The sequence below is a fragment of the Acidovorax sp. Leaf78 genome, from assembly GCF_001422735.1.
Classification (GTDB): domain Bacteria; phylum Pseudomonadota; class Gammaproteobacteria; order Burkholderiales; family Burkholderiaceae_C; genus Acidovorax.
The window spans coordinates 61624-84527 of sequence record NZ_LMLZ01000003.1 but is presented as its reverse complement, the minus strand read 5'-3'; the positions used below and the strand labels follow the sequence as shown (position 1 = coordinate 84527).

Genomic DNA, 22904 nt, shown 5'->3' with positions numbered 1-22904 from the left:
TGGCCTGTGGGCTTGTGAATTCGTTAAGCAAATACTGAACCAACTTCTTCGTGCACCGCGCTCACCGCGCCTGCCGGGCCTTCGGTGCGTGCGGGCAGCCCCGCCAGCGCTGCCTCGGGCATGCGGGTGGCCGCGAACTCGCCCTGGCACGCGAGCAGCGCGCACCAGATCAGCCCGCGGGACTGCAATTCTTGCGCCTTTTGCAGCCCTTGGTGCAGCGCGCGCAGCACCTGTGCACGCGGCAGCGGCGGGACATCCACCGTGACGGGAATGGCACCGAGGTCGCTGTCGTCGCGCACCAGCCAGGCGGGCATGCGGGTGATGCGCTCGTCCAGCACGTTCACGGCGTTGGCCACCACGGTGGCGGCGGCGTCGGCCTCGGCCGCGGTGCGCGCGAGCACCGTGACGCTGTCGGCGATGCCCAGCGACTGGCTGCGCCCGCGCCAACCGCTGGTGGCCACGCCGCGCACCGGCATGGTGCTGTTGATGCGCAGTTGGCCGTCCAGCAGCAGCCCGTGGCGCAGTTGGGCGGCATCGAGCCTGGCGATGTCCGCATACACCCCCACCGAGGCCGACTGGCCGGGGGCGAGGTGCAGTGCGATGTCGCCGCCGTTGTTGACCCAGGCGCGCGCGATGCCGTCCTGCGCAAAACACGCCAGGATCTCTTGCGCCACCGCCCCGGCCACGGCGGCCATGGGGGTGATGAAGCCCTTGCGGTACGGGTGGCAGGCCAGCCACATGCGCTGCGCGACCACCCCCTGCAAGGAGGTGGTTTCACCCACCGGGGCGCGCAAGCCGGGCAGCTCGTTCACCAGCTCTTGCAACAGGCCCTCGAAGCGCTGCCAGGCGCGCTCGTGCGCAGCGGCCACGGCGGTGCGGTCACCCTCGGCCTGGATGACCAGGTCGATGGGTCCGTGCTGGAAGTGCCAGCGGCCATCAGGCAGAAAGTTGCGGCAGGCGTGCATGACAAGAGCCCGTTCAGCCCAGCAGGGGCGGGCGGCCCAGCGGCCAGGGGTTGGCAGCGGGCAGTGCCTGCCAGGACAGTGCCTGCGGCGCGCCGTCGTTGTGCCACGCGCCGTGCTCCAGCACCTCGCGCAGGCTGCGGATCTGCTCGGCATGGCCGCCCAGGGCCTCGTAGTCGGTGCGGCGCATGCTGAACTCGATGGGCGCCACGATGGCGGGGGTGGGCACAGTGCCGAAGCTGTTGTCGGGCATGCGCAGCACATCGGCCATCACGGTGATGCCGCCGCCGGGCCACACATAGGCGGGTGCGCCGCCGCAGGTCACGTTCACCAGCGCGTTCTTGATGGAGCGCGTGAGCAGCACGGGGTTTTCCGTCACGCCCGCGCGCAGGCTGCCGCCCGCGCCGCCCAGGAAGAGCACCGAGGTGAGCGAGGGCTCGCAGTTCTCGCCGATACGCTCCACGATGCGGCGCACCGCATCGGGCATCTCGGCCTCCACCGGCACCAGCGATTCGTTCAGCACGTACCAGCTGGCGTGCTCGCCCGTGGTGGAGGTCATGAGCAGGCGCAGGCCCGGCCACGCGACCGATGCGTCCCAGCCCTCGATGATGGACAGAGGGTCGGCGATGTCGGTGCCGCCCCAGCCCGTGCCGGGATTGGCCACCTGGAAGTAGCGGCCCGGGGTGGACTTGCGCCCGCGCATCTGGATGCCCGAGGACTTCATGTCCAGGCAGCGGCCGGCCTGGTGCTCGGTGAGCACGCCGGTGATGTGGTCGTCCACCACCACCACCTCGTCGGCCTGGCCGAAGAACTGGCGCGCGAAGATGCCGATGGCCGCGGAGCCGCAGCCCACACGCATGCGCTGCTCGGCCACGCCGTTGACGATGGGCGCCTGCCCGGCCTGAATGACGAGCTGCGAGCCGCCGTCGATGGTGAGTTCCACCGCCTGCTTGTTGCCCAAGAGCTGCATCATCTCGTTGGCGATGCGCCCTTCCTTCTTGCTGCCGCCCGTGAGGTGGTGCACGCCGCCGAGCGACAGCATCTGCGAGCCGTATTCGGCCGTGGTGACGTGGCCCACCACTTCGCCCTTGCAGCGCACGTTGGCCTGCTCGGGGCCGAGGAAGCGGTCGGTGTCGATCTTCACCTTGAAGCTGCAGTAGCTGAAGATGCCCTCGGTGACCACGGTGACCATGTCCACGCCATCGACCTTGGAGCCCACGATGAAAGGGGCGGGCTTGTAGTCGGGGTAGGTGGTGGACGAGCCCACGCCGGTGACGAACACTTCTTCCGACAAGAGAAGGTCGCCGCTCCAGGCGGGCTGCGCGGCGGCACCTTCGGCGGTACTGCCCGCGGCATCCACCGGCGCGTCGGCATCCGCCGCGGACGAGCGGCCTGCGAAGGGCACCAGCGCAACTTCGCCCGCCTCCAGCGTCTTGCGCAGCAGCACCACCGGGTCCACGCGCACCAGCACGCCGGCGTGGTTGGCATAGCGGTCGCACGCGCCGGCGCGGCCTTCCGATATCTGGCACAGCACCGGGCACGCGTTGCACTCCACCTTGGCGGCGTTCATGCGCTCGTTGCGCGGCCGGGCGCGCTCCAGCACCTGCGGCAGCTCTGGCGCATCCATGCCTGGAAGCCCGTCGGTCTTGGTGTGTTCAGTCATCGTGGAGCCCATTCATTGCATCTTTTCAAATGCTTGTACGCGCATTGCATTTTGTGTAGCATTCACTTAACTTAAATGTTGTGATTGCTACATTGATCGCGAATGTAGCGCAATCGATGATGGTCCGCAATGGTGTTTTCGCACCCCCTGAAACGGTGCACGAGGAGCCCCAAAATGACGCACGTAGTGACGGATGCATGTATTCGGTGCAAGTACACCGACTGTGTCGATGTCTGCCCGGTCGACTGCTTCAAGGAGGGGCCTGAATACCTCGTCATCGACCCCGACGAGTGCATCGACTGCGCGGTCTGCATCCCCGAGTGCCCCGCCAACGCCATCTATGCCGAAGACGACCTGCCCCCGGGCCTGGAAATCTTCCTCGAATTCAACAAAAAGCTGGCCCCGGGCCTGCCCACAATCACCAAAAGAAAACCGGCTTTGCCAGATGCGGAACAATGGAGGGTTGTGAGCCACAAGCTTTCCGGCCTGGATATCGCGTTCTGAGCCCCGCTCCAGTACGCCGCCAGCGCGGACTTCAGCCAGTTTTCTTCTGTACTTTCAACTTTTTCGACTAAGCACCATGAGCGCCTTTCTAGAAGAACGCGTCCTCTCCGTCCACCACTGGACGGACCGCCTTTTCTCCTTCACCACCACGCGGGACACGGCCCTGCGCTTTTCCAACGGCCATTTCACGATGATCGGCCTGCGTGGCGAGAACGGCAAACCCCTGCTGCGCGCCTACAGCATCGCCAGCGCCAACTACGAAGAGCACCTGGAGTTCCTGTCGATCAAGGTGCCCGACGGCCCGCTGACCTCGCGCCTGCAGCACATCCAGGTGGGCGACACCATCGTGGTGGGCAAGAAGCCCACCGGCACGCTGCTCATCGACTACCTGCTGCCCGCCAAGCGCCTGTACATGCTGTCCACCGGCACCGGCGTGGCGCCGTTCCTGAGCCTGATGCGCGACCCCGAGACGTATGAGAAGTTCGAGGAAGTCATCCTGGTGCACGGCGTGCGCGAGGTGAAGGAGCTGGCCTACCACGACTACATCACCAACGAACTGCCCCAGCACGAGTTCCTGGGCGAGATCGTGAGCAAGCAGCTCAAGTACTACCCCACCGTGACGCGCGAGGAGTTCAAGCACCAGGGCCGCGTGACCACCGTGATCGAGAACGGCCAGCTCGCCCGCGACCTGGGCCTGCCCGCGCTCAACCCACTGGAAGACCGCGTGATGATCTGCGGCAGCCCCGAGATGCTGCGCGACCTCAAGCACATGATGGAAGAGCGCGGCTTCAAGGAAGGCAACACCACGAAGCCGGGCGACTTCGTGATCGAACGCGCGTTCGCAGAGCAGTGATCTCCCGGCCGGCGGCGGGGCCTGAGGATCAGGCCCCGGGCGCCGGCCCCACCCACCAGGACCCGCCATGTCTGCCACTCCTCCCAAGACCCGGACAGCGTCCAGCCGATCTCCCACCGTGCGCAAGACGGGGGTGCGCGAGCAGGCCGCACAGACCACGCGCGACAACATCCTGAAAGCGGCGACCAAGGTGTTCGCCCGCTACGGCTACGAAGGCGGCAGCGTGGAGAAGATCTCCAAGGCGGCCAAGTCCTTCGACCGGATGATCTACTACTACTTCGGCAGCAAGGAAGGCCTGTTCATCGAGGTGCTGGAGGAAACCTACCGGCGCATGAACGATGCGGAGTCCAAGCTCACGCTGGACACCGCCAAGCCGGTCGAGGCACTGCAGGCCGTGATCCGCTTCGTGGTGGGCTACTACCGCAAGAACCCCGAGTTCATCACGCTGCTCAACACCGAGAACCTGCACAAGGGCAAGCACATCTCCAAGTCGATGCGGGCCCGCGAATACTCGTCGCCCGCCATCGAGGTGATCCGCCGCGTGCTGGAAAGCGGCCAGGCACAAGGGCTGTTCCGCAAGGATGTGTCGGCGCGCGACGTGTACCTGCTGATCGCCGCCACGGGCTACTTCTACATGTCCAACCGCCACACGCTGTCGGCCTTTCTGGGCGAAGACCTGGAGACGCCCGATGCGCTGGCGCACTGGGAGTCCTTCGTCATCGACAGCGTGCTGCGCACGGTGGCGCCAGGCCCCAGTTTGCCCAAGAGCAAGGCAGCGGCCTGAAGGTTTTTGCTCCGGCCGATAGGCGCCGCAGAGCCCACAAGACGCAACGATTTTCTGAGCGAGGGCCGCAACGAGCCCCGAACCCCCACCCACGAGGAGAATCCATGGCAGAAGCAGCAGCCGGCGGCAAGTCGGGCAAAGTGGTCATCAAGAACATCGGTCTTTTGTTGTCGGGCGACCTCGACCGCCCCATCCTCGATGCCGACACCATCGTCGTCAACGACGGACTCATCGTGGCCGTGGGCCGCGAGAAGGACTGCGACACCGAACACGCGCAGACCGTGATCGATGCGCGCCAGACCTGCGTGGCGCCCGGCCTGATCGACAGCCACGTGCACCCGGTCTTTGGCGACTGGACGCCGCGGCAAAACCAGATCGGCTGGATCGACTCCACCATGAACGGCGGCGTGACCACGATGGTGTCGGCCGGTGAAGTGCACCTGCCGGGCCGCCCGAAAGACATCGTGGGCCTGAAGGCGCTGGCCATCACCGCGCAGCGCTCGTTCGACAACTTCCGCCCCGGCGGCGTGAAGGTGATCGCAGGCGCGCCGGTCATCGAAAAAGGCATGACCGAGCAGGACTTCAAGGACCTGGCCGACGCGGGTGTGACGCTGCTGGGCGAGGTGGGCCTGGGCTCAGTCAAGGCCGGCTACGAGGCCCAGCAGATGGTGGCCTGGGCGCGCAAGCACGGCATCCAGAGCACCATCCACACGGGCGGTCCGTCCATTCCGGGCTCGGGCCTGATCGACAAGGATGTGGTGCTGGAGGCCGATGCCGACGTGATCGGCCACATCAACGGCGGCCACACCTCGCTGCCCTGGAAGCACGTGTGCGAGCTGTGCGAGAAGTCATCCCGCGCGATCGAGCTAGTGCACAACGGCAACGAGAAGATCGCCATTCAGGCAGCGCGCGCCGCCATTGAACTCAAGTGCCCGCACCGCGTGATTCTGGGCACTGACGGCCCGGCCGGCTCGGGTGTGCAGCCGCTGGGCATGCTCCGCATGATTGCCTTGATATCGAGCTTTGCCGACATTCCCGCCGAGTTGGTGTTCTGCTTTGCCACGGGCAACACGGCACGCATCCGCAACCTCAACTGCGGGCTGATCGAGCCGGGTCGCGCGGCGGACTTCGTGTTCATGGACCGCGCGCAACACACGGCCGGCGCCACGCTGCTGGAGAGCGTGCAGCTGGGCGACATCCCGGGCATCGGCATGGTGATGATCGACGGCCTGGTGCGCTGCGGCCGCAGCCGCAACACGCCGCCTGCGACGGAAATCCCGGTGGTGCTGTAACCGCAGCCACTCACTGCGCCTTCGCCCAGCAAAAAAGCCCGCAATTGCGGGCTTTTGCATTGGGGTTCAGGGCTGGCTCAATACGTATCGGCCACGCGCACAGCGCCTGGCTGGGCGCGCGGATAGGACTCTGCGGCGCGCGCGGCCGTGCCGTCATCCACGCGGAAGCCCTTGCCCTGCAAAACGACCGGTGTGCCCACGGCCGGAGGCTGCGCGCGGGTGAAGCGTCGCACCGAACCGTCTTCCATGCGCACGGCGATCTGGTAGACCGTCTGCGTGCGCGTGCGCTCTTCGACCTTGTGGCCCACATAACCGCCGCCCACGGCACCCAGCACCGTGGCCGCGGTTCGGCCAGACCCCTTGCCAACCTGGTTGCCCACCACGGCACCCAGCACGCCGCCAGCCACCGCGCCGACCCCGGTGGCGGGTGCCGCCTGCTGCACCGCCTGCACGGACTCGACCCGGCCGCACGATGCGCACACGGGCGCAGGCGCTGCGGTGCGCATTGCAGGCTGGGACGGCGCATAGCCGCCTTGCGAAGATCCACCTTGGTAAGACCCCCCCTGGTAAGACGCGCCTTGCGAATAGCTTGGCGCCTGGTTTGCTACATTATTTGTAGCAACATTCCTTTGTCCAGATTGCGGCAGAGGCTTGTTTTGTGCCGGTCCATCGACCGGGGGCATGCCGGGCGCCGGCTGCGCCAGGGCTGCCACGGCGGCGGGAGGCGCTTCGGCAGACGATTTGCCGGCGTTCTGCACCACCAAGGTGGTGCCCAAGGCCACCACGCTCACCCCCAGCACACCGATGGCAGCCCACAGCCATTTGAGCGAGTGACCCGAGGCCGCACCGGCAACGCCTGCGTGGGATGTGGCGGACAAAGGATGGGACGATGACGAAACGATAAGGCTCATGATTTTTCTCCGAAAGATCCAGCGGTACCAACACAACGCTGGACGGGTGGCTGCAGAGTACCTGCGGGTGCCTGAAAACCGGACATAGCCCCTGTAAAGGACGTAAGAAGCTGTTTACCGGCAGATGGTCACGTGGCGGGCCTGGGCAGCGCGGCGGTGGACGACATCAATGCGCGGTGAACGCCGGGTCGGGCGCTACCGCAGGCTCCGATGGCGCGCCATGCGTCTCCTGGAACGCGCGTGCACAACTGGCCGAGAACAGCAGCACCGCCGACGAAAAGTAGATCCACATCAGCAGCACCACCAGCGACCCCGCAGCCCCATAGGCCGACACCACCGCCGCGGTGGACAGGTACCACGCCAGCAGCTGCTTGCCCACGGTGAACAGCGTCGCGCCCACCACGGCCCCCGCGAGGATGCAGCGCGAAGACGGGCGGGCACCGCCGCCAATGCGCATCAGCCCCATGAACAGCAGCACCGCAAAGCCGAAGGCCACCACCTCGTTGAGTATCTGCATGGCAGGCGCCACCGGCGCAGACGACAGGTGCGACCCTGCCCAGCCCGCAAACAGGTTGATCAGCGTGGACAGAACCAGCGACACCAACAGCAAAAAGCCCAGGGCCAGCACATACGCCAGGCCCCGCAGCCGCAGCGACGCCATGCGCCACCAGGCGGCGCGCTGCTGCGTCGGCGCTTCGCCGCGCCACAAGTGCTCCAGTGCCGACTGCAACTCCACGAACACGCCTGTAGCGCCCGACACCAGCACCACAAAACCCACCAGGGACGCGAGCCGCCCTTCCGACGGCTCCTTGGCACTGGCCAGGGCCTGCCGAATCACCTCGGCCACCTGCTGGCCCATGACGGCCTGCACCTGCGAGATGAGGTTGGTCTCCAGGTAGCTGCGGTCCATCCACCACCCCAGCACGCCCACCAGCAGCAGCAGCAACGGGGCCAGGCTCAGCATGCCGTAGAAGGACATGGCGGCGCTCATGCGCAGCCCGTCGGCGTCCAGCCACAAATTGATGGCGCGCCAGAAGGGCTGCACCATTTTCCACAAGGGATCGACAAGGCGCAGGGCGCGGCGAAGCAGGCTGGAGGCGGTCATGCGGCAAGCCTAGCGCGGCGCGGCGCCCGCATCCAGCCGCGATAGCCGGCAGTGCAGGTAGGTTCGGTCCGACACTTGGGTCCCGTCCACCGCTGTTGCACAGGCGACGGCACCATCGCCCGGTGTGCGCATACTCGGCGGCCCTGCCGTATGCACGCACATCTGGAACCTGGAGATCGATCATGAACCCCCTTGCCCTGCCCCGCTTGCGTGAGGCGCTGCAGCGCCACGTTGACCAGGGCCTGCTGCCCGGCGCGGTGGCGCTGGTCCACCACCGCGGCCACACGGTGCTGCACGAGGCCGTGGGCGCGCTGCGCCCGGGCAGCGACGCGCCCGCCATGGCGGCCGATGCCGTGTTCCGCATTTATTCGATGACCAAGCCGATCGCCTCCCTGGTGGCGCTGATGCTGATGGAAGAAGGCCGGCTGCTGCTGTCGCTGCCCGTGTCGCACTACCTGCCAGCGTTTGCCGGCCAGCGCGTGTACGACGAGGCCACCGGAACCAGCAACCCGCCAGCGCGCGAGGCCACCGTGCACGACCTGCTGCGCCACACGGCCGGCCTGAGCTACGCCTGGGAGCCCGGCACCGTGGCCGATGCCTACCGCGCGGCGCGCATCGGGTCGCGCCGCCTGACCAATGCCGCGCAGGTGTCGGCACTGGGCCCGCTGCCGCTGGTGCACCCTCCCGGCAGCGCCTGGGAGTACAGCCGCGCCACCGACGTGCTGGGCGCCGTGCTGGAAGCGGTCGAAGGCGCGCCGCTCTCCACCATCCTGCAGCAGCGCGTGCTGGGCCCGCTGGGCATGCGGGACACCGGCTTTGCGGTGCCGGCCCACCGGCTGGCGGACCTGGCCGAGCCCTTTGCGGTTGACCCGCGGACCGGCACGGCAGCGATGGCGCTCAACGACGTGTCGGCGCCGCCGGCCTTTGAATCGGCTGGCGGCGGCCTCGTGTCCACTGCGGCCGACTACGCACGGTTTCTGGCGCTGATGCTGGGCCGTGGTACGTTGCACGGCCCGGATGGACCCATCCGCTTGGCCAGCCGCGCCACGGTGGACTTCATGACCGCCGACCACCTTGGCGGCATCCCGGTGGTGGGCGACCTCCTGCCGCCGGGCCACGGCTTCGGCCTGGGTGTGGCCGTGCGCAGCGCCACCGGCCTGGCCACCAGCCCCGGGTCGGCCGGCAGCTACAGCTGGAGCGGCATGGGCGGCACCTGCTTCTTCGTCGACCCTGCCGAGGATTTGTTCGCCATCCTGCTCACCCAGGCGCCCGGGCAGCTGCGCTATCTCTGCGCCCTGTGGCCCGCACTGGTCTACGCCGCGCTCTGACCTTTGCACCGCGCCGCCTGCACCCCGGGCCGTGCAGGCGCCGGGCCCTTACACTCTGCGCCCAGTTGGTACAGCATCACAACAGGACATTTATGCAGATTCGCTGTGCACTGGTCGGCATGCCCGGCTCGGGCAAATCCACCGTCGGCCGGCAGCTGGCCCACCGCGCTGGGGTACCTTTCATCGACCTGGACCACCGGCTGGAACAGACCATCGGCACCACCATCCGCAGCTTTTTCGAGGCGGAAGGCGAGGCCCGCTTTCGCGACCTGGAATCCGAGGTGCTGGCCGAGGTGTGCCGCGGCAGCGGCGGCATGGTGCTGTCCACCGGCGGCGGCGCCGTGCTGCGTGCCGAGAACCGCGGGGTATTGCGCGATTTCGGCTCGGTGCTCTACCTGCGCGCCTCGGCCGAAGAGATCTACAAGCGCGTGAAGCACGACCGCACGCGCCCCCTGCTGCAGGGCGGCAACCCGATGGACAAGCTGCGCGAGCTCTACACGCAGCGCGACGGCCTGTACCGCGAGACTGCCCACTTCATCATCGAGACCGGCCGCCCCACGGTGCACACGTTGGTCAACATGATCATGATGCAGCTGGAGATGGCTGCGAGCGTCGAGGGAACAGCGGCGCCGGCCGCTGGGGCCACACCGGTCGCATAAACCTGCGCTACAGGCCTGATGGCGCTCCGCCCGGGGCGCCCACCTGGCAAAGGGCAAACAAGCGCGATGCTGGAACCCTCAGCCCAGCCGCATCAGCAGATGCTGCCGCCGATGCTTTTGCCGTCTTTCAGATCGAATCCGAAATAGCAACTGGTGTCCGAGTTCGAGTATTGAATGCATTGCAGCCGCTCTTTCATGCGGACGCGGACTTTGGGGTCGGTCGTGCACTCATTTTTCACGTCCGGGCCCAGGCGGTCGAAAAGGTCCCGGGCCGCTTTGCCCTGCATGTGGAACGACACCTTGGCATCCTGCGCCGTCGGCGCAGCGGGGTCGCCCAAGCCACCGGAGTAGATCGCCATCTGCGCGGCCACCGGTTTGAAAGCGAACGCCCAGTCGGCAGCCAGCGCTGCGGCGCAGGCTGCGCCCAGCAGGGCCGCGGCCAGGCAGGACTTTTTCACAAGCGACATCTTCACGGGCATCGGCACTGCGTCCGCACTACAGATTCGGCGCCAGCAACCGCGCCAGCACCGCCTCTTCCATGCCCCGGCGCGTCGCCATGTCGTGCAACTGGTCCTCGCCGATCTTGCCGACGTTGAAGTACACGCTCTCGGGGTGGCCGATGTAGAAGCCGCTCACGCTGGCCGCGGGCATCATGGCCAGGCTCTCGGTCAGGGTCATGCCGACTTCTTCGCACTGCAACACGCGGAACAGTTCGCTCTTGGCGCTGTGGTCGGGGCAGGCGGGGTAGCCGGGGGCGGGGCGGATGCCGGTGTATTTTTCGGCGATCATGTCGTCGTTGGACAGCTGCTCGCCAGCCGCATAGCCCCACAAGTCGGTGCGCACGCGGTGGTGCAGGGCTTCGGCAAAGGCTTCGGCCAGGCGGTCGGCCAGGCTCTTGAATAGGATGGCCGAGTAGTCGTCCAGCGCGTCGATGAAGGCCTTTTCCTTCTTCTCGATCCCGAGGCCCGCCGTCACCGCGAACAGGCCGGCGTAGTCGGCGATGCCGCTGCTCTTGGGCGCGACGAAGTCGGCCAGGCAGCGGCTGGGGCGCGTCACGCCGTCGATGGTGTGCTTTTCGGCCTGCTGGCGCAGACCGTACCAGGTCATGGCCACCTCGGTGCGCGTCTCGTCGGTGTAGAACTCGATGTCGTCGTCGTTCACGCTGTTGGCGGGGTACAGGCCCATCACGCCGTTGGCGGTGAGCCAGCGGCCTTCGATGATCTTTTTCAGCATGGCCTGCGCGTCGGCGAACACGCGCGCGGCCTCCACGCCCACGACCTCGTCGGTCAGGATGGCGGGGTACGGGCCGGCCAGGTCCCAGGTCTGAAAGAACGGGCCCCAGTCGATGTAGCGGGCCAGCTCCGCCAGGTCGAAGTTCTTGAACACGCGGCGGCCCAGCGCGCGCGGCACGGTGGGCTTGAAAGAGACCCAGTCCACCGGCGTCTTGTTGGCGCGGATCTTGGCCAGCGACCACAGCGGGGTCTGCTTCTTGTTGGCGTGCTGGATGCGGACCTTGTCGTAGTCGGCGTTGAGTTCGTCGACATAGGTCTGCACGCCGTCGCCCAGCAGGCTCTGGGCCACGCTCACGCTGCGGGACGCGTCGGGCACGTAGACCACGGGGCCTTCGTAGTGCGGCGCGATCTTGACGGCGGTGTGCACGCGGCTGGTGGTGGCGCCGCCGATGAGCAGCGGGATCTTCTTGATGCGGAAGTGGTCGTCCTTCTGCATCTCGCCGGCCACGTACTGCATTTCTTCCAGGCTGGGCGTGATCAGGCCCGACAGGCCCACGATGTCCGCCCCCTCGACCTTGGCGCGCGCCAGGATCTCGTGGCAGGGCACCATCACGCCCATGTTCACCACCTCGAAGTTGTTGCATTGCAAGACGACGGTGACGATGTTCTTGCCGATGTCGTGCACGTCGCCCTTCACGGTGGCGATGATGATCTTGCCCTTGCTGCGCACGTCGCGCCCGGCCAGCTCGTCCTGGCGCTTTTCTTCCTCGATGTAGGGGATGAGGTGGGCCACGGCGGACTTCATCACGCGTGCGCTCTTGACCACCTGGGGCAGGAACATCTTGCCCGCGCCAAACAGGTCGCCCACCACATTCATGCCGTCCATCAGCGGGCCTTCGATCACGTGCAGCGGGCGTCCGCCCTTGGCGACGATGGCCTGGTAGGCCTCTTCGGTGTCTTCGACGATGAAGTCGGTGATGCCGTGCACCAGCGCGTGCGACAGGCGCTCGCCCACGGTTTTGGGGGCCTCGGGCGTGCCGCGCCATTCCAGGCGCTTGCTCTCGTCCTTGGCGCCGCTCTTGGCCGTCTCGGCCACCTCGACCAGGCGCTCGCCCGCGTCGGGCCGGCGGTTGAGCACCACGTCCTCCACGCGCTCGCGCAGCGTGGGCTCCAGGTCGTCGTACACGCCGACCATGCCGGCGTTGACGATGCCCATGTCCATGCCAGCTTGAATGGCGTGGTACAGGAACACGGTGTGGATGGCTTCGCGCACCGGGTCGTTGCCGCGGAAGCTGAAAGACACATTCGACACGCCGCCCGAGACCTTGGCACCGGGCAGGTTCTGCTTGATCCAGCGCACGGCCTCGATGAAGTCGACCGCGTAGTTGTTGTGCTCCTCGATGCCCGTGGCCACCGCGAAGATGTTGGGGTCGAAGATGATGTCCTCGGGCGGAAAGTCCACCTCGTCGACCAGCACGCGGTAGGCGCGCTCGCAGATCTCGATCTTGCGCTCGAAGGTGTCGGCCTGGCCTTTCTCGTCGAAGGCCATGACCACGGCGGCCGCGCCGTAGCGCTTGACCAGGCGCGCCTCGTGCTTGAACTTGTCGATGCCCTCCTTCATGCTGATGGAGTTGACGATGCCCTTGCCCTGGATGCAGCGCAGGCCGGCCTCGATCACGTCCCACTTGGAGCTGTCGACCATGATGGGCACCCGCGCGATGTCGGGCTCGGAGGCGATGAGCTGCAAAAAGCGCACCATGGCGGCCTTGCTGTCGAGCATGGCCTCGTCCATGTTCACGTCGATCACCTGGGCGCCGTTTTCCACCTGCTGGCGGGCCACGGCCAGGGCCTCTTCGTACTGGCCGTTCAGGATCATGCGGGCAAACGCCTTGGAGCCGGTGACGTTGGTGCGCTCGCCGATGTTGACGAACAGCGTGCCCTCGCCGATGGTTACCGGCTCCAGGCCGGACAGCTTCATGGGAGGAACGGGGACAGCGGACATCAGGCTCACTCGTGCAATCGGTTCGTGGGGGCCACCGAGCGTCATCGCATCCAGGGATGACCGACCTTGCGGGCGTGGGGGCCCGCTGCGACGCTCTTTGGGGAAGCCCTGATTTTACGGGCGCCAGCCGCCAGGGCTGAATCCGCGGGGCTGGCGCAAAAGCCGTGATGTGCCGCCTGCACGCCGCTAAGATGCGGTGGCTCCCGCTGCTTCCATTTCCTTGCGCTGATGAAACACCCCGTAGACACCGCCTATTACGCCGCGACCCAACTGCCCGGCCAACGCTTCGATGCATCGCTCCGTGAGGGCTGGGGCGTGTGGATATCGCTGCTCGGGGACGACATCCTCAAGGCCGTCTTCACGCGGCGCGCCGACGCGGACGGCTACGTCGCCCAGCAGACCTCGGGCGGCCAGCGGGGCCAGGTGCGCCGGATGTGGCTGGTGCTCAACGAGACCACGGGCGAAGCCTATGCGCTGGGCGGTGACGGCAACCTGCCGGTGCACGGCGTGGACCTGGACTTCAGCCACCGCGCCCAGCTGGACAAGCTGCGCAGCGACGTGCTGTCGCGCCTGAGCGAGGCCGAGTTGAAGGCGCTCGGGCTCAAGCGCATTTGAACCCTGCGTGGCCGGTGCCAAGGGCGCTCAGGCCGCCTGTGCCGACGCCGGCAGGCCGAAGATGCGGTCGAACCCCCAGTTGAAAACGAACGTGTAGCACAGAAAGAACACGATCAGCCCCAGGTCCATGACGAAGGCGGTCCACAGGCTCACGCCGAACCACCAGGCGAACAGCGGCACCAGCGTGAACACCAGCCCGCCCTCGAAGCCGATGGCATGCGCCACCCGGCGGCCCACGCTGCGCCCGCGCATGGCCTGGCGCGATTCCCAGCGCTCAAAGGCCCAGTTGAAGACGATGTTCCACACGATGGCGATGGCCGACGCCGCCACGGCCACCACGCTCGAATGGCCCGCGCCCTGGCCCGTCAGCAGCGCCAGCCCCAGCGTGGCGGCCGCGATGGCGATGAGCTCGTACAGAGTGACGTAGATCACCCGGCGCTTGATGCCCTGCAGCCCCGTGCTAGCGGGAGTGGATGGCGTGGTCTGGAGATGCGTCGTGCTGGAAGTCATGGCGCTACTTTATGTGCGCCGCACTGATACATAAAGTCAGCTTGTTTCAGATTTTCTGATAGATTGACCCGCATGGCTTTCTCCTCCGACAGCCTGCAGGTGTTCCTGGCCGCCCTCGACCACGGCTCTTTTTCGGCCGCTGCACGGGCGCTGTCGCGGGTGCCTTCGGCCGTCAGCATGACCATCGCCCACCTGGAGGCCGAGCTGGATGTGCAGCTGTTCGACCGCAGTGGCCGCGAGCCCCGGCCCACAGCGGCGGCGCGCGCGCTGGAGCCGCAGGCCCGGTTGCTCGCGGGGCAACTGCAGCAGCTCAACGCCCAGGCTCTGGCGCTGACGCAGGGACTGGAAGAGCGGCTGACGCTGGCCATCGCCCCCGAGTTGCTGGCCGCCCGCTGGACGGGCCCGTTGGCCACGCTGGCGTCGGAATACCCGCTGCTGCAGGTGGAGGTGCTGACCGCGCCGCAGGTGGATGCCCTGGCACTGCTGCACAGCGGCCGCGCGCAGCTGGCGCTGGTGTTCGAGCGGCCCAGCATCGACGGGCGCGAGGGTTTTCAGGAAGTGGGCACCGAAACCCTGGTGGCCGTGATGGCGCCGGACCACGCGGTACTGCAGGGCGCGCGCGCCTCGGCCCTGGCGCGGGGCGAGCTGCCCGAACGCGCCATGCTGCGCGAAGAACACCTGACCACCACCCGCCAGATCGTCGTGGCCAGCCGTGACCTGGCGCAGACCGACCCGCGTTTTGTGTTTGCCCGCCACCATTGGCGTACGGACAACCACCTGGCCGCGCTGGGCCTGATCGAGGCGGGACTGGGCTGGGGCTGGCAGCCGCGTGCGCTGGTGCAGCCGCGCATCGAGGCAGGGCGGCTGGTGGAGATGCCGTTCGAGAACCTGAGCAACGGCACCGCTCTGTGGGTGGATGTGGTGTGGTCCAAGGAACGGCCCCTGGGCCTGGGGGCCACGCGTTTTGTGGCGTTGATGGGAACGGCGGCCAAGGCAGAGCCCCGCTGAGCCCCGCTGAGCGCCGCCGAGGAGGCCGGGCGCTGGCGCTTGAACCAGGAGCGGAACCCCGACCCCGACCTGGAAAGCATCGGAGCATTGCCACCAAAGCAAATGCGAATAGTTTGCATTTGCAATGATAATGGCGGCCTTTGGTCCGCAACCCCGCCTGTGGCCCCGCTCAGCAAGACCCCTCTGCCGTGCGGCGGCTGGCACGGCGCGCGGCAGCAAGCCCCGCCGTTTTTTCTTCACCGATCTGCACCATGCATCCCTTGATTTCCCCGCCCGCACGGCAGTCTGCCGTGGCGCGCGCCACCCTGGCCCTGTGCGCCTTCACGGCCAGCGCCGCCATGGCCCAGACGGCCCCCACCGCCCCATCGGCTCCACGGACCGACACCACCGCCAGCCCTGCGCTGTCGGAAGTGCAGGTGCGCGACAGCAGTGCCGCCACCGGCTACCAGGGCGCCCAGCGCAACACCGGCGCCACGCGCACCGACACCCCGCTGATCGAAACCCCGCAGTCCGTGCGCGTGGTGCCCCAGCAGCTGATGGAGGACCTGGGCGCGACGCGCCTGGCCGATACGGTGGACTACGTGAGCGGCATCACCCGGCTGAACGACTTCGGCGGCACGTGGGACAACTACGCGATCCGCGGCTTCAGCAACACCGACGGCGGCCAGTTGCTCAACGGCTTTGCGTCCAACCGGGGCTACGGCCCGCAGCGCGACGTGAGCTCGGTCGAACGCATCGAATTCCTGAAGGGCCCGGCGGCCGCGCTGTACGGCAGCAGCGAGCCAGGGGGCACGCTCAACATCGTCACCAAGAAGCCGCAGTTCACCGCCGCCCACAAGGCCGGCCTGCAGGTGGGCGGCCAGGGCTACCGGCGTGCCACGCTCGACACCACCGGCCCGCTGGGCAAGGACGTGGCCTACCGCCTGAACGTGGCGGCCGAAGACGGCGCCAGCCGCACCGCGCTGGTGGACAACCGCAAGCTGGTGGTGGCCCCGTCCATCACCTGGAACCTGGGGCCCAACACGGTGCTGAACTACGAGGCGGAGTTCATCCGCATCCGCACGCCGCTGGACCGCGGCATCGTGCAGGTGCGCGGCAACGTGGGCGCGCTGCCGTCCGACCGCTACCTGGGCGACCCCAGCCGCCCCAACCTGCACGTGAACGGCGACACGCACCAGGTGACGCTGGACCACGACCTGGGCCAGGGCTGGCGCACGCGCGTGGGCGCGTCGTACCGCGAGACGGACCTGTATGGCGCCGCCGTGGACCTGACCGGCGCCCTGGCCGCCGACGGCCGCACCCTGACGCGCCGCGACAGCTGGCGCAGCCTGCCCGCACGCGATGCGTCGCTGCAGGCCGAAGTCGAGGGCAAGCTGCGCACCGGCGGCCTCGCCCACACCGTGCTGGCCGGCGTGGAGACCTGGCGCCTGACCGCGGCGCAGGACATCCGCTACTCCAGCCTGGCCAGCCAGCCGTTCGCCATCGACATCTACAACCCCGTGTACAACCAGCCCGTGGGCAACCTGACCCCAGGCTTCGACCTGGTGGACCGCACCCGCGCCACGGGCCTGTTCGTGCAGGACCAGATCGACCTGACAGAAAAATGGAAGTTGCTGGCCGGTGTGCGCTTTGACCGCTTCCACCAGGACAGCGAAAACCGCCTGGCCGCCACGCGCCAGGTGCAGGAGCATTCCGCCGCCACGCCGCGCATCGGCGTCACGTACCTGATCGATCCGAACACGTCCGTCTACGCCTCGGCTGGGCGCTCGTTCCGCCCCAACGCGGGCACCGACGAAGGCGGCCGCGCGTTCGACCCGCAAAAGGGCCAGGCGCTGGAGCTGGGCGCCAAGTGGCAGTCGGCCGACCAGCGGCTGAACGCGAGCGTGGCGCTGTTCGACATCCGCAAGACCAACGTGCTCACGCGCAGCCCCACCAACGCCAACTTCAGCATCGCCGCAGGCGAGGTGCAAAGCCGCGGCCTGGAGCTGGATGTGGCCGGGCAGATCGACGCCCACTGGCGCATGACCGCCAACCTGGCCTACACCGACACCGAGGTGACCCGCGACAACAACGCCGCCCTGCTGGGCAAGCGCCTGCTGAACGTGCCCCGCGTGAGCGCCGGCCTGTTCGCCATTCGCGAAGACCAGGCCCCCTGGGGCGGCCGCTACGGCGTGGGCGGCGGCCTGGTGCACGTGGGCGAGCGCACCGGCACCGCGACCGACACCTACCGCCTGCCGGCCTACACCACGGCACGCCTCACGGGCTACTGGCAGATCGACAAGCGCACGCGCCTGACGCTGGACGTGCACAACCTGTTCAACAAGACCTACTACACGGCGTCGTGGGGCGCGCTCACCGTCATCCCGGGCGCGCAGCGGCAGGTGGTGGCGGGCGTGCAGGTGTCGTTTTGAACGAAAACTGCCCCTGCCGCTGGATCAGCAAGCGCAAACAGCTATTGTTTTAATAGCACACAGCAGTGTCCGTGGGGAGGAAGCGCCTGCGCTCTCCGTCCTCGGGCACCCACAGGCGGTGGTCCCAGCCACCCTGCTGCGCCAGCGCCCGCACTGCTTCGCGGGTGGTCGGGCAGTGGTCCAGCGCCTGCAGGTGGTTCACCACCAGGGTGCCCGGGGTCAGCGCGGCGGCCTGGGCCATGTCGGCGGCGTCCATGAGGATCTCCGCGCCCACATCGAAGCGCGCGCCGCCTGCGGGCAGCACGGCCACGTCCGGCCGCAGGCGCGCCAGGCAGTCGCGCACGGCGGGGGTCAGCAGCGTATCGCCCGCCAGGTACACGCTGGGCTGGCCGGGCAACTCCAGCAGGTAGCCATGGCCGTGCTCCATGAAGCGGGCGATCCAGCCCCGCCCGTGCACGCAGGCCACCGGCGTGACGTGGCCGCCCAGTGCAAACGGCTGGCGCTCCGGGCCTGACAGCGGCAACACCACCAGGCCCCGCTGCGCCAGGTAGGCCGCATCGCGCGGCATGCAGATCACCGGAATCTGCCGCTCGCGCAGAAAGCGCTTGCCCGCGCTGTCCAGGTGGTCGAAGTGGCCGCGCTGGCAGTGGGTGATGAGGGCGTGCGTCACCCGCTCCAGCGCAGCGTCCGTGCCCGGCGGCAGGTCGACGATGGGATTGCGCTCACGCCCCTTGCCCAGGTAGCGCAGCGCCGGCAGCGTGCCGCGCGGCGCGAGCATCGGGTCCACCAGCAGGCCCACTGGGCGGCCTTGGCTTGAGAACTCCAGCAGGACGGTGGCATTGCGCAGATGGGTGATGTGCATGGCGGGGGTCTCCAACAAGGCCGGTGGGTGGATAGGTCGATGCCCGATTGTTGGATGCCACGGCCTGCGCGAGAATGGCCTGATCTGACAATTTCTTGCCATTTCTAGCCACCCCATTTTTTGCCCATGACCGCGCCCCTTGTGCCATCGGCCCCCCGTCGGCACGCACCGCCGCCGACCACAGCGTTGCGCCTGGGCCTGCTGCTGTACCCCGGCTGCATGCCGGCCGGCCTGTTCGCCGCCGCCGACATGGCCCGCGCAGCCGGCCTGCGGGCGCAGCGGCCCGTGGCGCAGACGCTGTGGGTGGGCGCCGACCTGCAGCCCGTACCCACCTGGCAAGGACCCTCGCTCACGCCCAGCGCTGCACTGGCCGCTGCGGACCTGGACGCGGTGCTGGTCCCCGGCCTGTGGCTATCGTCCACCGACGGCCTCGCCGCGCAACTGCAGCCACTGGCCCCGGCGGTGCAGGCCCTGGCCGCGCTGCCCCGCCGCACGCAGGTGTGGAGCTACTGCGCTGGCGTGTTGCTGGCCGCCGCCAGCGGGCGCCTGCGCGGGCGCGGCGCCACGGCCACCTGGTGGCTGCGGGCCGCGCTGGAGCGGCAATACAGCGCCGTGCACTGGCGTTTTGACGAGCCCCTGGTGCAGGACGGCACCGCCACCACGGCAGCCGGCGCCAACGGCTACCTGCCGCTGATGCTTCACGCGCTGGGTGCGCGCCTGGCGCCCGAGGCCCTGGCCGACCTGCAGGCATTGCTGATGCTGCCGCGCCCGCGCACCACCCACCCGGCGTTTGCGGGGCACGACCTCATGGCCACGGCCGACGCCGACCTGCGCCGCGCCATGCTCTGGGTGCAGCGCAGCCCCGCCACCGAACTGCGCCTGCCCGCGCTGGCGGAGGCACTGGGCCTCTCGCCCCGCACGCTGGCGCGCCGGGTGCAGGCGCACACGGGGCTGTCGGCCGCGCACTGGATGCGCCGCATCAAGCTGCGCCAGGTGAGCGAGGCGCTGTGCGACACGCCACACCCCTTGAAGCGCATCGCCGAAGACCTGGGCTTTGCGAGCGAAGCCGGCCTGCACCGCGCCTTCCGCCAGGCCACCGGGCAGACGCCGCTGGCCTACCGAATGGCGCAGCGGTGACGCGCCTTCCGCTCATCCGAACCCGGGCCCGCCCATGCACGGCTGTCGCTGTCGCTGCGGGCCAGGGTGCGCCTGGGCGCCCGGCACGGCCTTGGCAACCAGCAGCGGCCCGCGCAGACCATTTGTGAAACGCGCCCTGTTGCCCTAACCTGTGCCCCATCCACGCACCGCCCCTCACATCCATGCCCTCACCCCTGATCCCCAAATCCCGCAGCAAGACCGCCGACCTGTGGTCGCAATGGCAGCCCGGCAAACCCACCGCCGATGACGGCAAGGACGGCAGCCGCGGCAAGCCGCAGCGCGGCGTGTCGCTGGGCGACTACGACCCGGGCGCCAAGCCGTTTTCCCTGGGCGGGAAGGCGCAGGACAAGGCGGCCGTGGACGCGCTGGCCGCGGAGCTCGACACGCTGCAGGACCTGTTCTACGCCGACAAGCGCTACAAGCTGCTGGTGGTGCTGCAGGGCACCGACACCTCCGGCAAGGACGGCACCATCCGCGGCGTGTTCGGCCGCATGAGCGCGCTGGGGGTGCACGCCGTGGGCTGGAAGGCACCGACCGAGGCCGAGCGCGCCCGCGACTACCTGTGGCGCATCCACCAGCAGGTGCCGCAGGCGGGCGACATCACGGTCTTCAACCGCAGCCAGTACGAGGACGTGCTGGTGCCGGTGGTCAACGGCTGGATCACGCCCGAGCAGCACCAGCAGCGGCTGGCCCACATCAACGACTTCGAGCGCATGCTCAGCGAGACGGGCACGGTGGTGCTCAAGTTCCTGCTGCACATCAGCGCCGACGAGCAGAAGCAGCGTCTTCAGGAGCGCCTGGACGACCCGGCCAAGCACTGGAAGTTCAGCCAGGGCGACATCGAGGTGCGCAAGCAGTGGGCCGAGTACCAGAACGCGTACGACACGCTGCTGTCCGCCACGCACACCCCCTGGGCGCCGTGGACCATCGTGCCGGCCAACTCCAAGACGCACCGCAACCTGATGATCGCCACCGTGCTGCGCGAGGTGCTGCAGAACCTGGACCTGCGCTACCCCGAGGGCGACCCGGCGCTGGCACAGCTCAAGGTCGAATGACCCGCAGTGGAAAGCGCCGGTTTTGCTGCAATGCCGCATGAACAGGCGCTTTCGGCAGGTTATGCATCAAACGCATAACCCGCAAACACTCCGGCCTTAGACAGCGTGAGGGCACAGGCATAAGCTTCGCAGCCTGAACTGATCGATCCCACAAGGAACTCACCATGTCTTCATCTTCCGGCGCCCCTGCCACCACCGCTGCGGGCGCCGTCGTCCACAGCGTGCCTTCGTACCTGCAAGCCGACCACCTCGGCCCGTGGGGCAACTACCTGCAGCAGGTCGACCGCGTCACCCCCTACCTGGGCAACCTGGCGCGCTGGGTGGAAACGCTCAAGCGCCCCAAGCGCATCCTGATCGTGGACGTGCCGATCGAACTCGACAACGGCACCATCGCCCACTACGAAGGCTACCGCGTGCAGCACAACCTGAGCCGCGGCCCCGGCAAGGGCGGCGTGCGTTTTCACCAGGACGTGACGCTGTCCGAAGTGATGGCCCTGTCGGCCTGGATGTCGGTCAAGAACGCCGCGGTGAACGTGCCCTACGGCGGTGCCAAGGGCGGCATCCGCGTGGACCCCAAGAAGCTGTCGATGGGTGAGCTGGAGCGCCTGACGCGCCGCTACACCAGCGAGATCGGCCTGCTGATCGGCCCCTCCAAGGACATCCCGGCACCCGACGTGAACACCAACGGCCAGATCATGGCCTGGATGATGGACACGTATTCGATGAACACCGGCGCCACCGCCACCGGCGTGGTCACCGGCAAGCCCGTGGACCTGGGCGGCTCGCTCGGCCGCGTGGAGGCCACCGGCCGCGGCGTGTACACCGTGGGTGTCGAAGCGGCCAAGCTGACGGGCCTGGCGCTCAGCGGCGCCCGCGTGGCGGTGCAGGGCTTTGGCAACGTGGGCGGCATTGCCGCCAAGCTGTTTGCCGAAGCCGGCGCCAAGGTGGTGGCCGTGCAGGACCACACCGGCACCATCTTCAATGGCAACGGCCTGGACGTGCCCGCCCTGCTGGCCCACGTGAAGACCCGTGGCGGCGTGGGCGGCTTTGCCGGCGCCGACGTGATGAAGCCCGAGGAGTTCTGGGGTGTGGATTGCGAGATCCTGATCCCTGCGGCCCTGGAAGGCCAGATCACCAAGGACAACGCGGGCCAGATCAAGGCCAAGCTCGTGATCGAAGGCGCCAACGGCCCCACGACCACCGAGGCCGACGACATCCTGCACGACAAGGGCGTGCTGGTGCTGCCCGACGTGATCGCCAACGCCGGTGGCGTGACGGTGAGCTACTTCGAATGGGTGCAGGACTTCTCCAGCTTCTTCTGGAGCGAGGACGAAATCAACGCCCGCCTAGTGCGCATCATGCAGGAGGCCTTTGCGGGCATCTGGCAGGTGTCGCAAGAGCACAAGGTGAGCCTGCGCACCGCCACCTTCATCGTGGCCTGCCAGCGCATCCTGCATGCGCGCGAGATGCGTGGACTTTACCCTTGACCCCCCTGAGCGGCTGCGCCGCTTCCCCCCGAGGGGGACGCCACCAGTGGCCTGGCGAAGCCAGTTCCACGGTGGCCCTGGTGTGGGGCGCGCCCTGTGGTGGGGCGGTGTGAGTTGAAATTGCCCGGTCCCTTATTCGGGGGCTGGACTTGAGAAAACCGCCAGTGCCGTGATCCGGTGCTGGCGGTTTTTTTATGCGTTTTACTTGGCGGGCGGAACCGCAAACCGCGGCGATGCTGCGGCTGCGGACTGATGGTCGTCGGTGTGCGGTTGCAGTGGCGTATTTGTAACTTTGCTGGTCTTTGATGCTGGGTTCGATGCATCCAAAGAACTGACCGCGGAGTGCTTTGAAGCAGCGTTTATCGCTGGCTTTGATGGACCCCGAACAAGGGCTCAGTGCCCTGCTGTTGCGCGGTGGCGACGGTGTGGGGGGTCGATGCAAACCGTTCAACAAGGCAAACGCGCCGCACAGGCGAATCCGAAACCAATGGATACGTGCACAT

Annotated in this window: 20 protein-coding genes; 12 read left to right on the top strand and 8 right to left on the bottom strand. The window is 67.8% G+C overall.

The window, feature by feature from the left end:
• Nucleotides 1–23: 23 nt before the first annotated feature.
• Both ASF16_RS04260 and ASF16_RS04255 read right to left on the bottom strand, forming a co-directional pair.
• Nucleotides 24–965: a UPF0280 family protein gene (locus ASF16_RS04260; RefSeq protein ID WP_056163217.1), complete on the bottom strand. Its 942-nt coding sequence runs from the start codon at nt 963–965 to the stop codon at nt 24–26.
• 13 nt (nt 966–978) lie between these two features.
• Nucleotides 979–2625, bottom strand: a complete 1647-nt coding sequence (locus ASF16_RS04255) for a hypothetical protein (protein WP_056163214.1) — start codon at nt 2623–2625, stop codon at nt 979–981.
• Nucleotides 2626–2799: 174 nt separating this feature from the next.
• On the opposite strand from ASF16_RS04255, the gene fdxA reads away from it, so the two are divergent.
• From fdxA to ASF16_RS04235, 4 genes are all read left to right on the top strand, one after another.
• Nucleotides 2800–3129, top strand: coding sequence for a ferredoxin FdxA (gene fdxA, locus ASF16_RS04250; protein WP_056163211.1), 330 nt, complete (start codon nt 2800–2802; stop codon nt 3127–3129).
• Between the two features lie 76 nt (nt 3130–3205).
• The gene (locus tag ASF16_RS04245; protein WP_056163208.1) at nt 3206–3982 is read left to right on the top strand and encodes a ferredoxin--NADP reductase; all 777 of its coding nucleotides are present in this window, start codon (nt 3206–3208) and stop codon (nt 3980–3982) included.
• A 67-nt stretch (nt 3983–4049) separates the two neighbouring features.
• The gene (locus tag ASF16_RS04240; RefSeq protein WP_056163205.1) at nt 4050–4766 is read left to right on the top strand and encodes a TetR/AcrR family transcriptional regulator; all 717 of its coding nucleotides are present in this window, start codon (nt 4050–4052) and stop codon (nt 4764–4766) included.
• 104 nt (nt 4767–4870) lie between these two features.
• Nucleotides 4871–6058: an amidohydrolase family protein gene (locus ASF16_RS04235; RefSeq protein ID WP_056163203.1), complete on the top strand. Its 1188-nt coding sequence runs from the start codon at nt 4871–4873 to the stop codon at nt 6056–6058.
• A 77-nt stretch (nt 6059–6135) separates the two neighbouring features.
• On the opposite strand, the gene ASF16_RS04230 is transcribed toward ASF16_RS04235, so the two are convergent.
• Nucleotides 6136–6969: a glycine zipper 2TM domain-containing protein gene (locus ASF16_RS04230; protein ID WP_056163200.1), complete on the bottom strand. Its 834-nt coding sequence runs from the start codon at nt 6967–6969 to the stop codon at nt 6136–6138.
• A 166-nt stretch (nt 6970–7135) separates the two neighbouring features.
• Complete coding sequence (locus ASF16_RS04225) at nt 7136–8074, bottom strand: YihY/virulence factor BrkB family protein (protein WP_056163199.1); 939 nt, start codon at nt 8072–8074, stop codon at nt 7136–7138.
• 182 nt (nt 8075–8256) lie between these two features.
• Here ASF16_RS04225 and ASF16_RS04220 point away from each other — a divergent pair, with 182 nt between their 5' ends.
• Entirely contained in the window at nt 8257–9402 is a 1146-nt protein-coding gene (locus tag ASF16_RS04220) for a serine hydrolase (RefSeq protein WP_056163196.1), read from the top strand.
• A 92-nt stretch (nt 9403–9494) separates the two neighbouring features.
• Nucleotides 9495–10061, top strand: a complete 567-nt coding sequence (locus ASF16_RS04215) for a shikimate kinase (protein WP_056163194.1) — start codon at nt 9495–9497, stop codon at nt 10059–10061.
• A 92-nt stretch (nt 10062–10153) separates the two neighbouring features.
• Here ASF16_RS04215 and ASF16_RS04210 read toward each other — a convergent pair whose 3' ends face one another.
• Both ASF16_RS04210 and metH read right to left on the bottom strand, forming a co-directional pair.
• Nucleotides 10154–10540: a hypothetical protein gene (locus ASF16_RS04210; RefSeq protein WP_056163191.1), complete on the bottom strand. Its 387-nt coding sequence runs from the start codon at nt 10538–10540 to the stop codon at nt 10154–10156.
• A 16-nt stretch (nt 10541–10556) separates the two neighbouring features.
• Complete coding sequence (gene metH, locus ASF16_RS04205) at nt 10557–13295, bottom strand: methionine synthase (protein ID WP_082516737.1); 2739 nt, start codon at nt 13293–13295, stop codon at nt 10557–10559.
• A 228-nt stretch (nt 13296–13523) separates the two neighbouring features.
• Here metH and ASF16_RS04200 point away from each other — a divergent pair, with 228 nt between their 5' ends.
• Complete coding sequence (locus tag ASF16_RS04200; protein ID WP_056163189.1) at nt 13524–13910, top strand: hypothetical protein; 387 nt, start codon at nt 13524–13526, stop codon at nt 13908–13910.
• Nucleotides 13911–13937: 27 nt separating this feature from the next.
• On the opposite strand, the gene ASF16_RS04195 is transcribed toward ASF16_RS04200, so the two are convergent.
• Nucleotides 13938–14420 (bottom strand): PACE efflux transporter, encoded by a 483-nt coding sequence (locus tag ASF16_RS04195; protein WP_235507255.1) that lies wholly within the window; start codon nt 14418–14420, stop codon nt 13938–13940.
• A gap of 72 nt (nt 14421–14492) precedes the next feature.
• Here ASF16_RS04195 and ASF16_RS04190 point away from each other — a divergent pair, with 72 nt between their 5' ends.
• Both ASF16_RS04190 and ASF16_RS04185 read left to right on the top strand, forming a co-directional pair.
• Nucleotides 14493–15428, top strand: coding sequence for a LysR family transcriptional regulator (locus ASF16_RS04190; RefSeq protein ID WP_056163187.1), 936 nt, complete (start codon nt 14493–14495; stop codon nt 15426–15428).
• A gap of 251 nt (nt 15429–15679) precedes the next feature.
• Entirely contained in the window at nt 15680–17839 is a 2160-nt protein-coding gene (locus ASF16_RS04185; RefSeq protein ID WP_056163185.1) for a TonB-dependent siderophore receptor, read from the top strand.
• A gap of 49 nt (nt 17840–17888) precedes the next feature.
• Here ASF16_RS04185 and ASF16_RS04180 read toward each other — a convergent pair whose 3' ends face one another.
• On the bottom strand, nt 17889–18701 hold the full coding sequence (locus ASF16_RS04180) for an MBL fold metallo-hydrolase (protein WP_056163183.1): 813 nt from the start codon (nt 18699–18701) through the stop codon (nt 17889–17891).
• 126 nt (nt 18702–18827) lie between these two features.
• On the opposite strand from ASF16_RS04180, the gene ASF16_RS04175 reads away from it, so the two are divergent.
• From ASF16_RS04175 to ASF16_RS04165, 3 genes are all read left to right on the top strand, one after another.
• Complete coding sequence (locus tag ASF16_RS04175; RefSeq protein WP_082516736.1) at nt 18828–19838, top strand: GlxA family transcriptional regulator; 1011 nt, start codon at nt 18828–18830, stop codon at nt 19836–19838.
• 182 nt (nt 19839–20020) lie between these two features.
• Entirely contained in the window at nt 20021–20914 is an 894-nt protein-coding gene (locus tag ASF16_RS04170) for a PPK2 family polyphosphate kinase (RefSeq protein WP_056163180.1), read from the top strand.
• A 164-nt stretch (nt 20915–21078) separates the two neighbouring features.
• Entirely contained in the window at nt 21079–22401 is a 1323-nt protein-coding gene (locus ASF16_RS04165) for a Glu/Leu/Phe/Val dehydrogenase (RefSeq protein ID WP_056163176.1), read from the top strand.
• Nucleotides 22402–22904 lie beyond the last annotated feature (503 nt).

Bases quoted from the DNA above. Each gene is read 5' to 3' on its own strand.
- ASF16_RS04260 (WP_056163217.1), bottom strand. From the start codon at position 965: ATGCACGCCTGCCGCAACTTTCTGCCTGATGGCCGCTGGCACTTCCAG.
- ASF16_RS04255 (WP_056163214.1), bottom strand. From the start codon at position 2,625: ATGACTGAACACACCAAGACCGACGGGCTTCCAGGCATGGATGCGCCA.
- fdxA (WP_056163211.1), top strand. From the start codon at position 2,800: ATGACGCACGTAGTGACGGATGCATGTATTCGGTGCAAGTACACCGAC.
- ASF16_RS04245 (WP_056163208.1), top strand. From the start codon at position 3,206: ATGAGCGCCTTTCTAGAAGAACGCGTCCTCTCCGTCCACCACTGGACG.
- ASF16_RS04240 (WP_056163205.1), top strand. From the start codon at position 4,050: ATGTCTGCCACTCCTCCCAAGACCCGGACAGCGTCCAGCCGATCTCCC.
- ASF16_RS04235 (WP_056163203.1), top strand. From the start codon at position 4,871: ATGGCAGAAGCAGCAGCCGGCGGCAAGTCGGGCAAAGTGGTCATCAAG.
- ASF16_RS04230 (WP_056163200.1), bottom strand. From the start codon at position 6,969: ATGAGCCTTATCGTTTCGTCATCGTCCCATCCTTTGTCCGCCACATCC.
- ASF16_RS04225 (WP_056163199.1), bottom strand. From the start codon at position 8,074: ATGACCGCCTCCAGCCTGCTTCGCCGCGCCCTGCGCCTTGTCGATCCC.
- ASF16_RS04220 (WP_056163196.1), top strand. From the start codon at position 8,257: ATGAACCCCCTTGCCCTGCCCCGCTTGCGTGAGGCGCTGCAGCGCCAC.
- ASF16_RS04215 (WP_056163194.1), top strand. From the start codon at position 9,495: ATGCAGATTCGCTGTGCACTGGTCGGCATGCCCGGCTCGGGCAAATCC.
- ASF16_RS04210 (WP_056163191.1), bottom strand. From the start codon at position 10,540: ATGCCCGTGAAGATGTCGCTTGTGAAAAAGTCCTGCCTGGCCGCGGCC.
- metH (WP_082516737.1), bottom strand. From the start codon at position 13,295: ATGTCCGCTGTCCCCGTTCCTCCCATGAAGCTGTCCGGCCTGGAGCCG.
- ASF16_RS04200 (WP_056163189.1), top strand. From the start codon at position 13,524: ATGAAACACCCCGTAGACACCGCCTATTACGCCGCGACCCAACTGCCC.
- ASF16_RS04195 (WP_235507255.1), bottom strand. From the start codon at position 14,420: ATGACTTCCAGCACGACGCATCTCCAGACCACGCCATCCACTCCCGCT.
- ASF16_RS04190 (WP_056163187.1), top strand. From the start codon at position 14,493: ATGGCTTTCTCCTCCGACAGCCTGCAGGTGTTCCTGGCCGCCCTCGAC.
- ASF16_RS04185 (WP_056163185.1), top strand. From the start codon at position 15,680: ATGCATCCCTTGATTTCCCCGCCCGCACGGCAGTCTGCCGTGGCGCGC.
- ASF16_RS04180 (WP_056163183.1), bottom strand. From the start codon at position 18,701: ATGCACATCACCCATCTGCGCAATGCCACCGTCCTGCTGGAGTTCTCA.
- ASF16_RS04175 (WP_082516736.1), top strand. From the start codon at position 18,828: ATGACCGCGCCCCTTGTGCCATCGGCCCCCCGTCGGCACGCACCGCCG.
- ASF16_RS04170 (WP_056163180.1), top strand. From the start codon at position 20,021: ATGCCCTCACCCCTGATCCCCAAATCCCGCAGCAAGACCGCCGACCTG.
- ASF16_RS04165 (WP_056163176.1), top strand. From the start codon at position 21,079: ATGTCTTCATCTTCCGGCGCCCCTGCCACCACCGCTGCGGGCGCCGTC.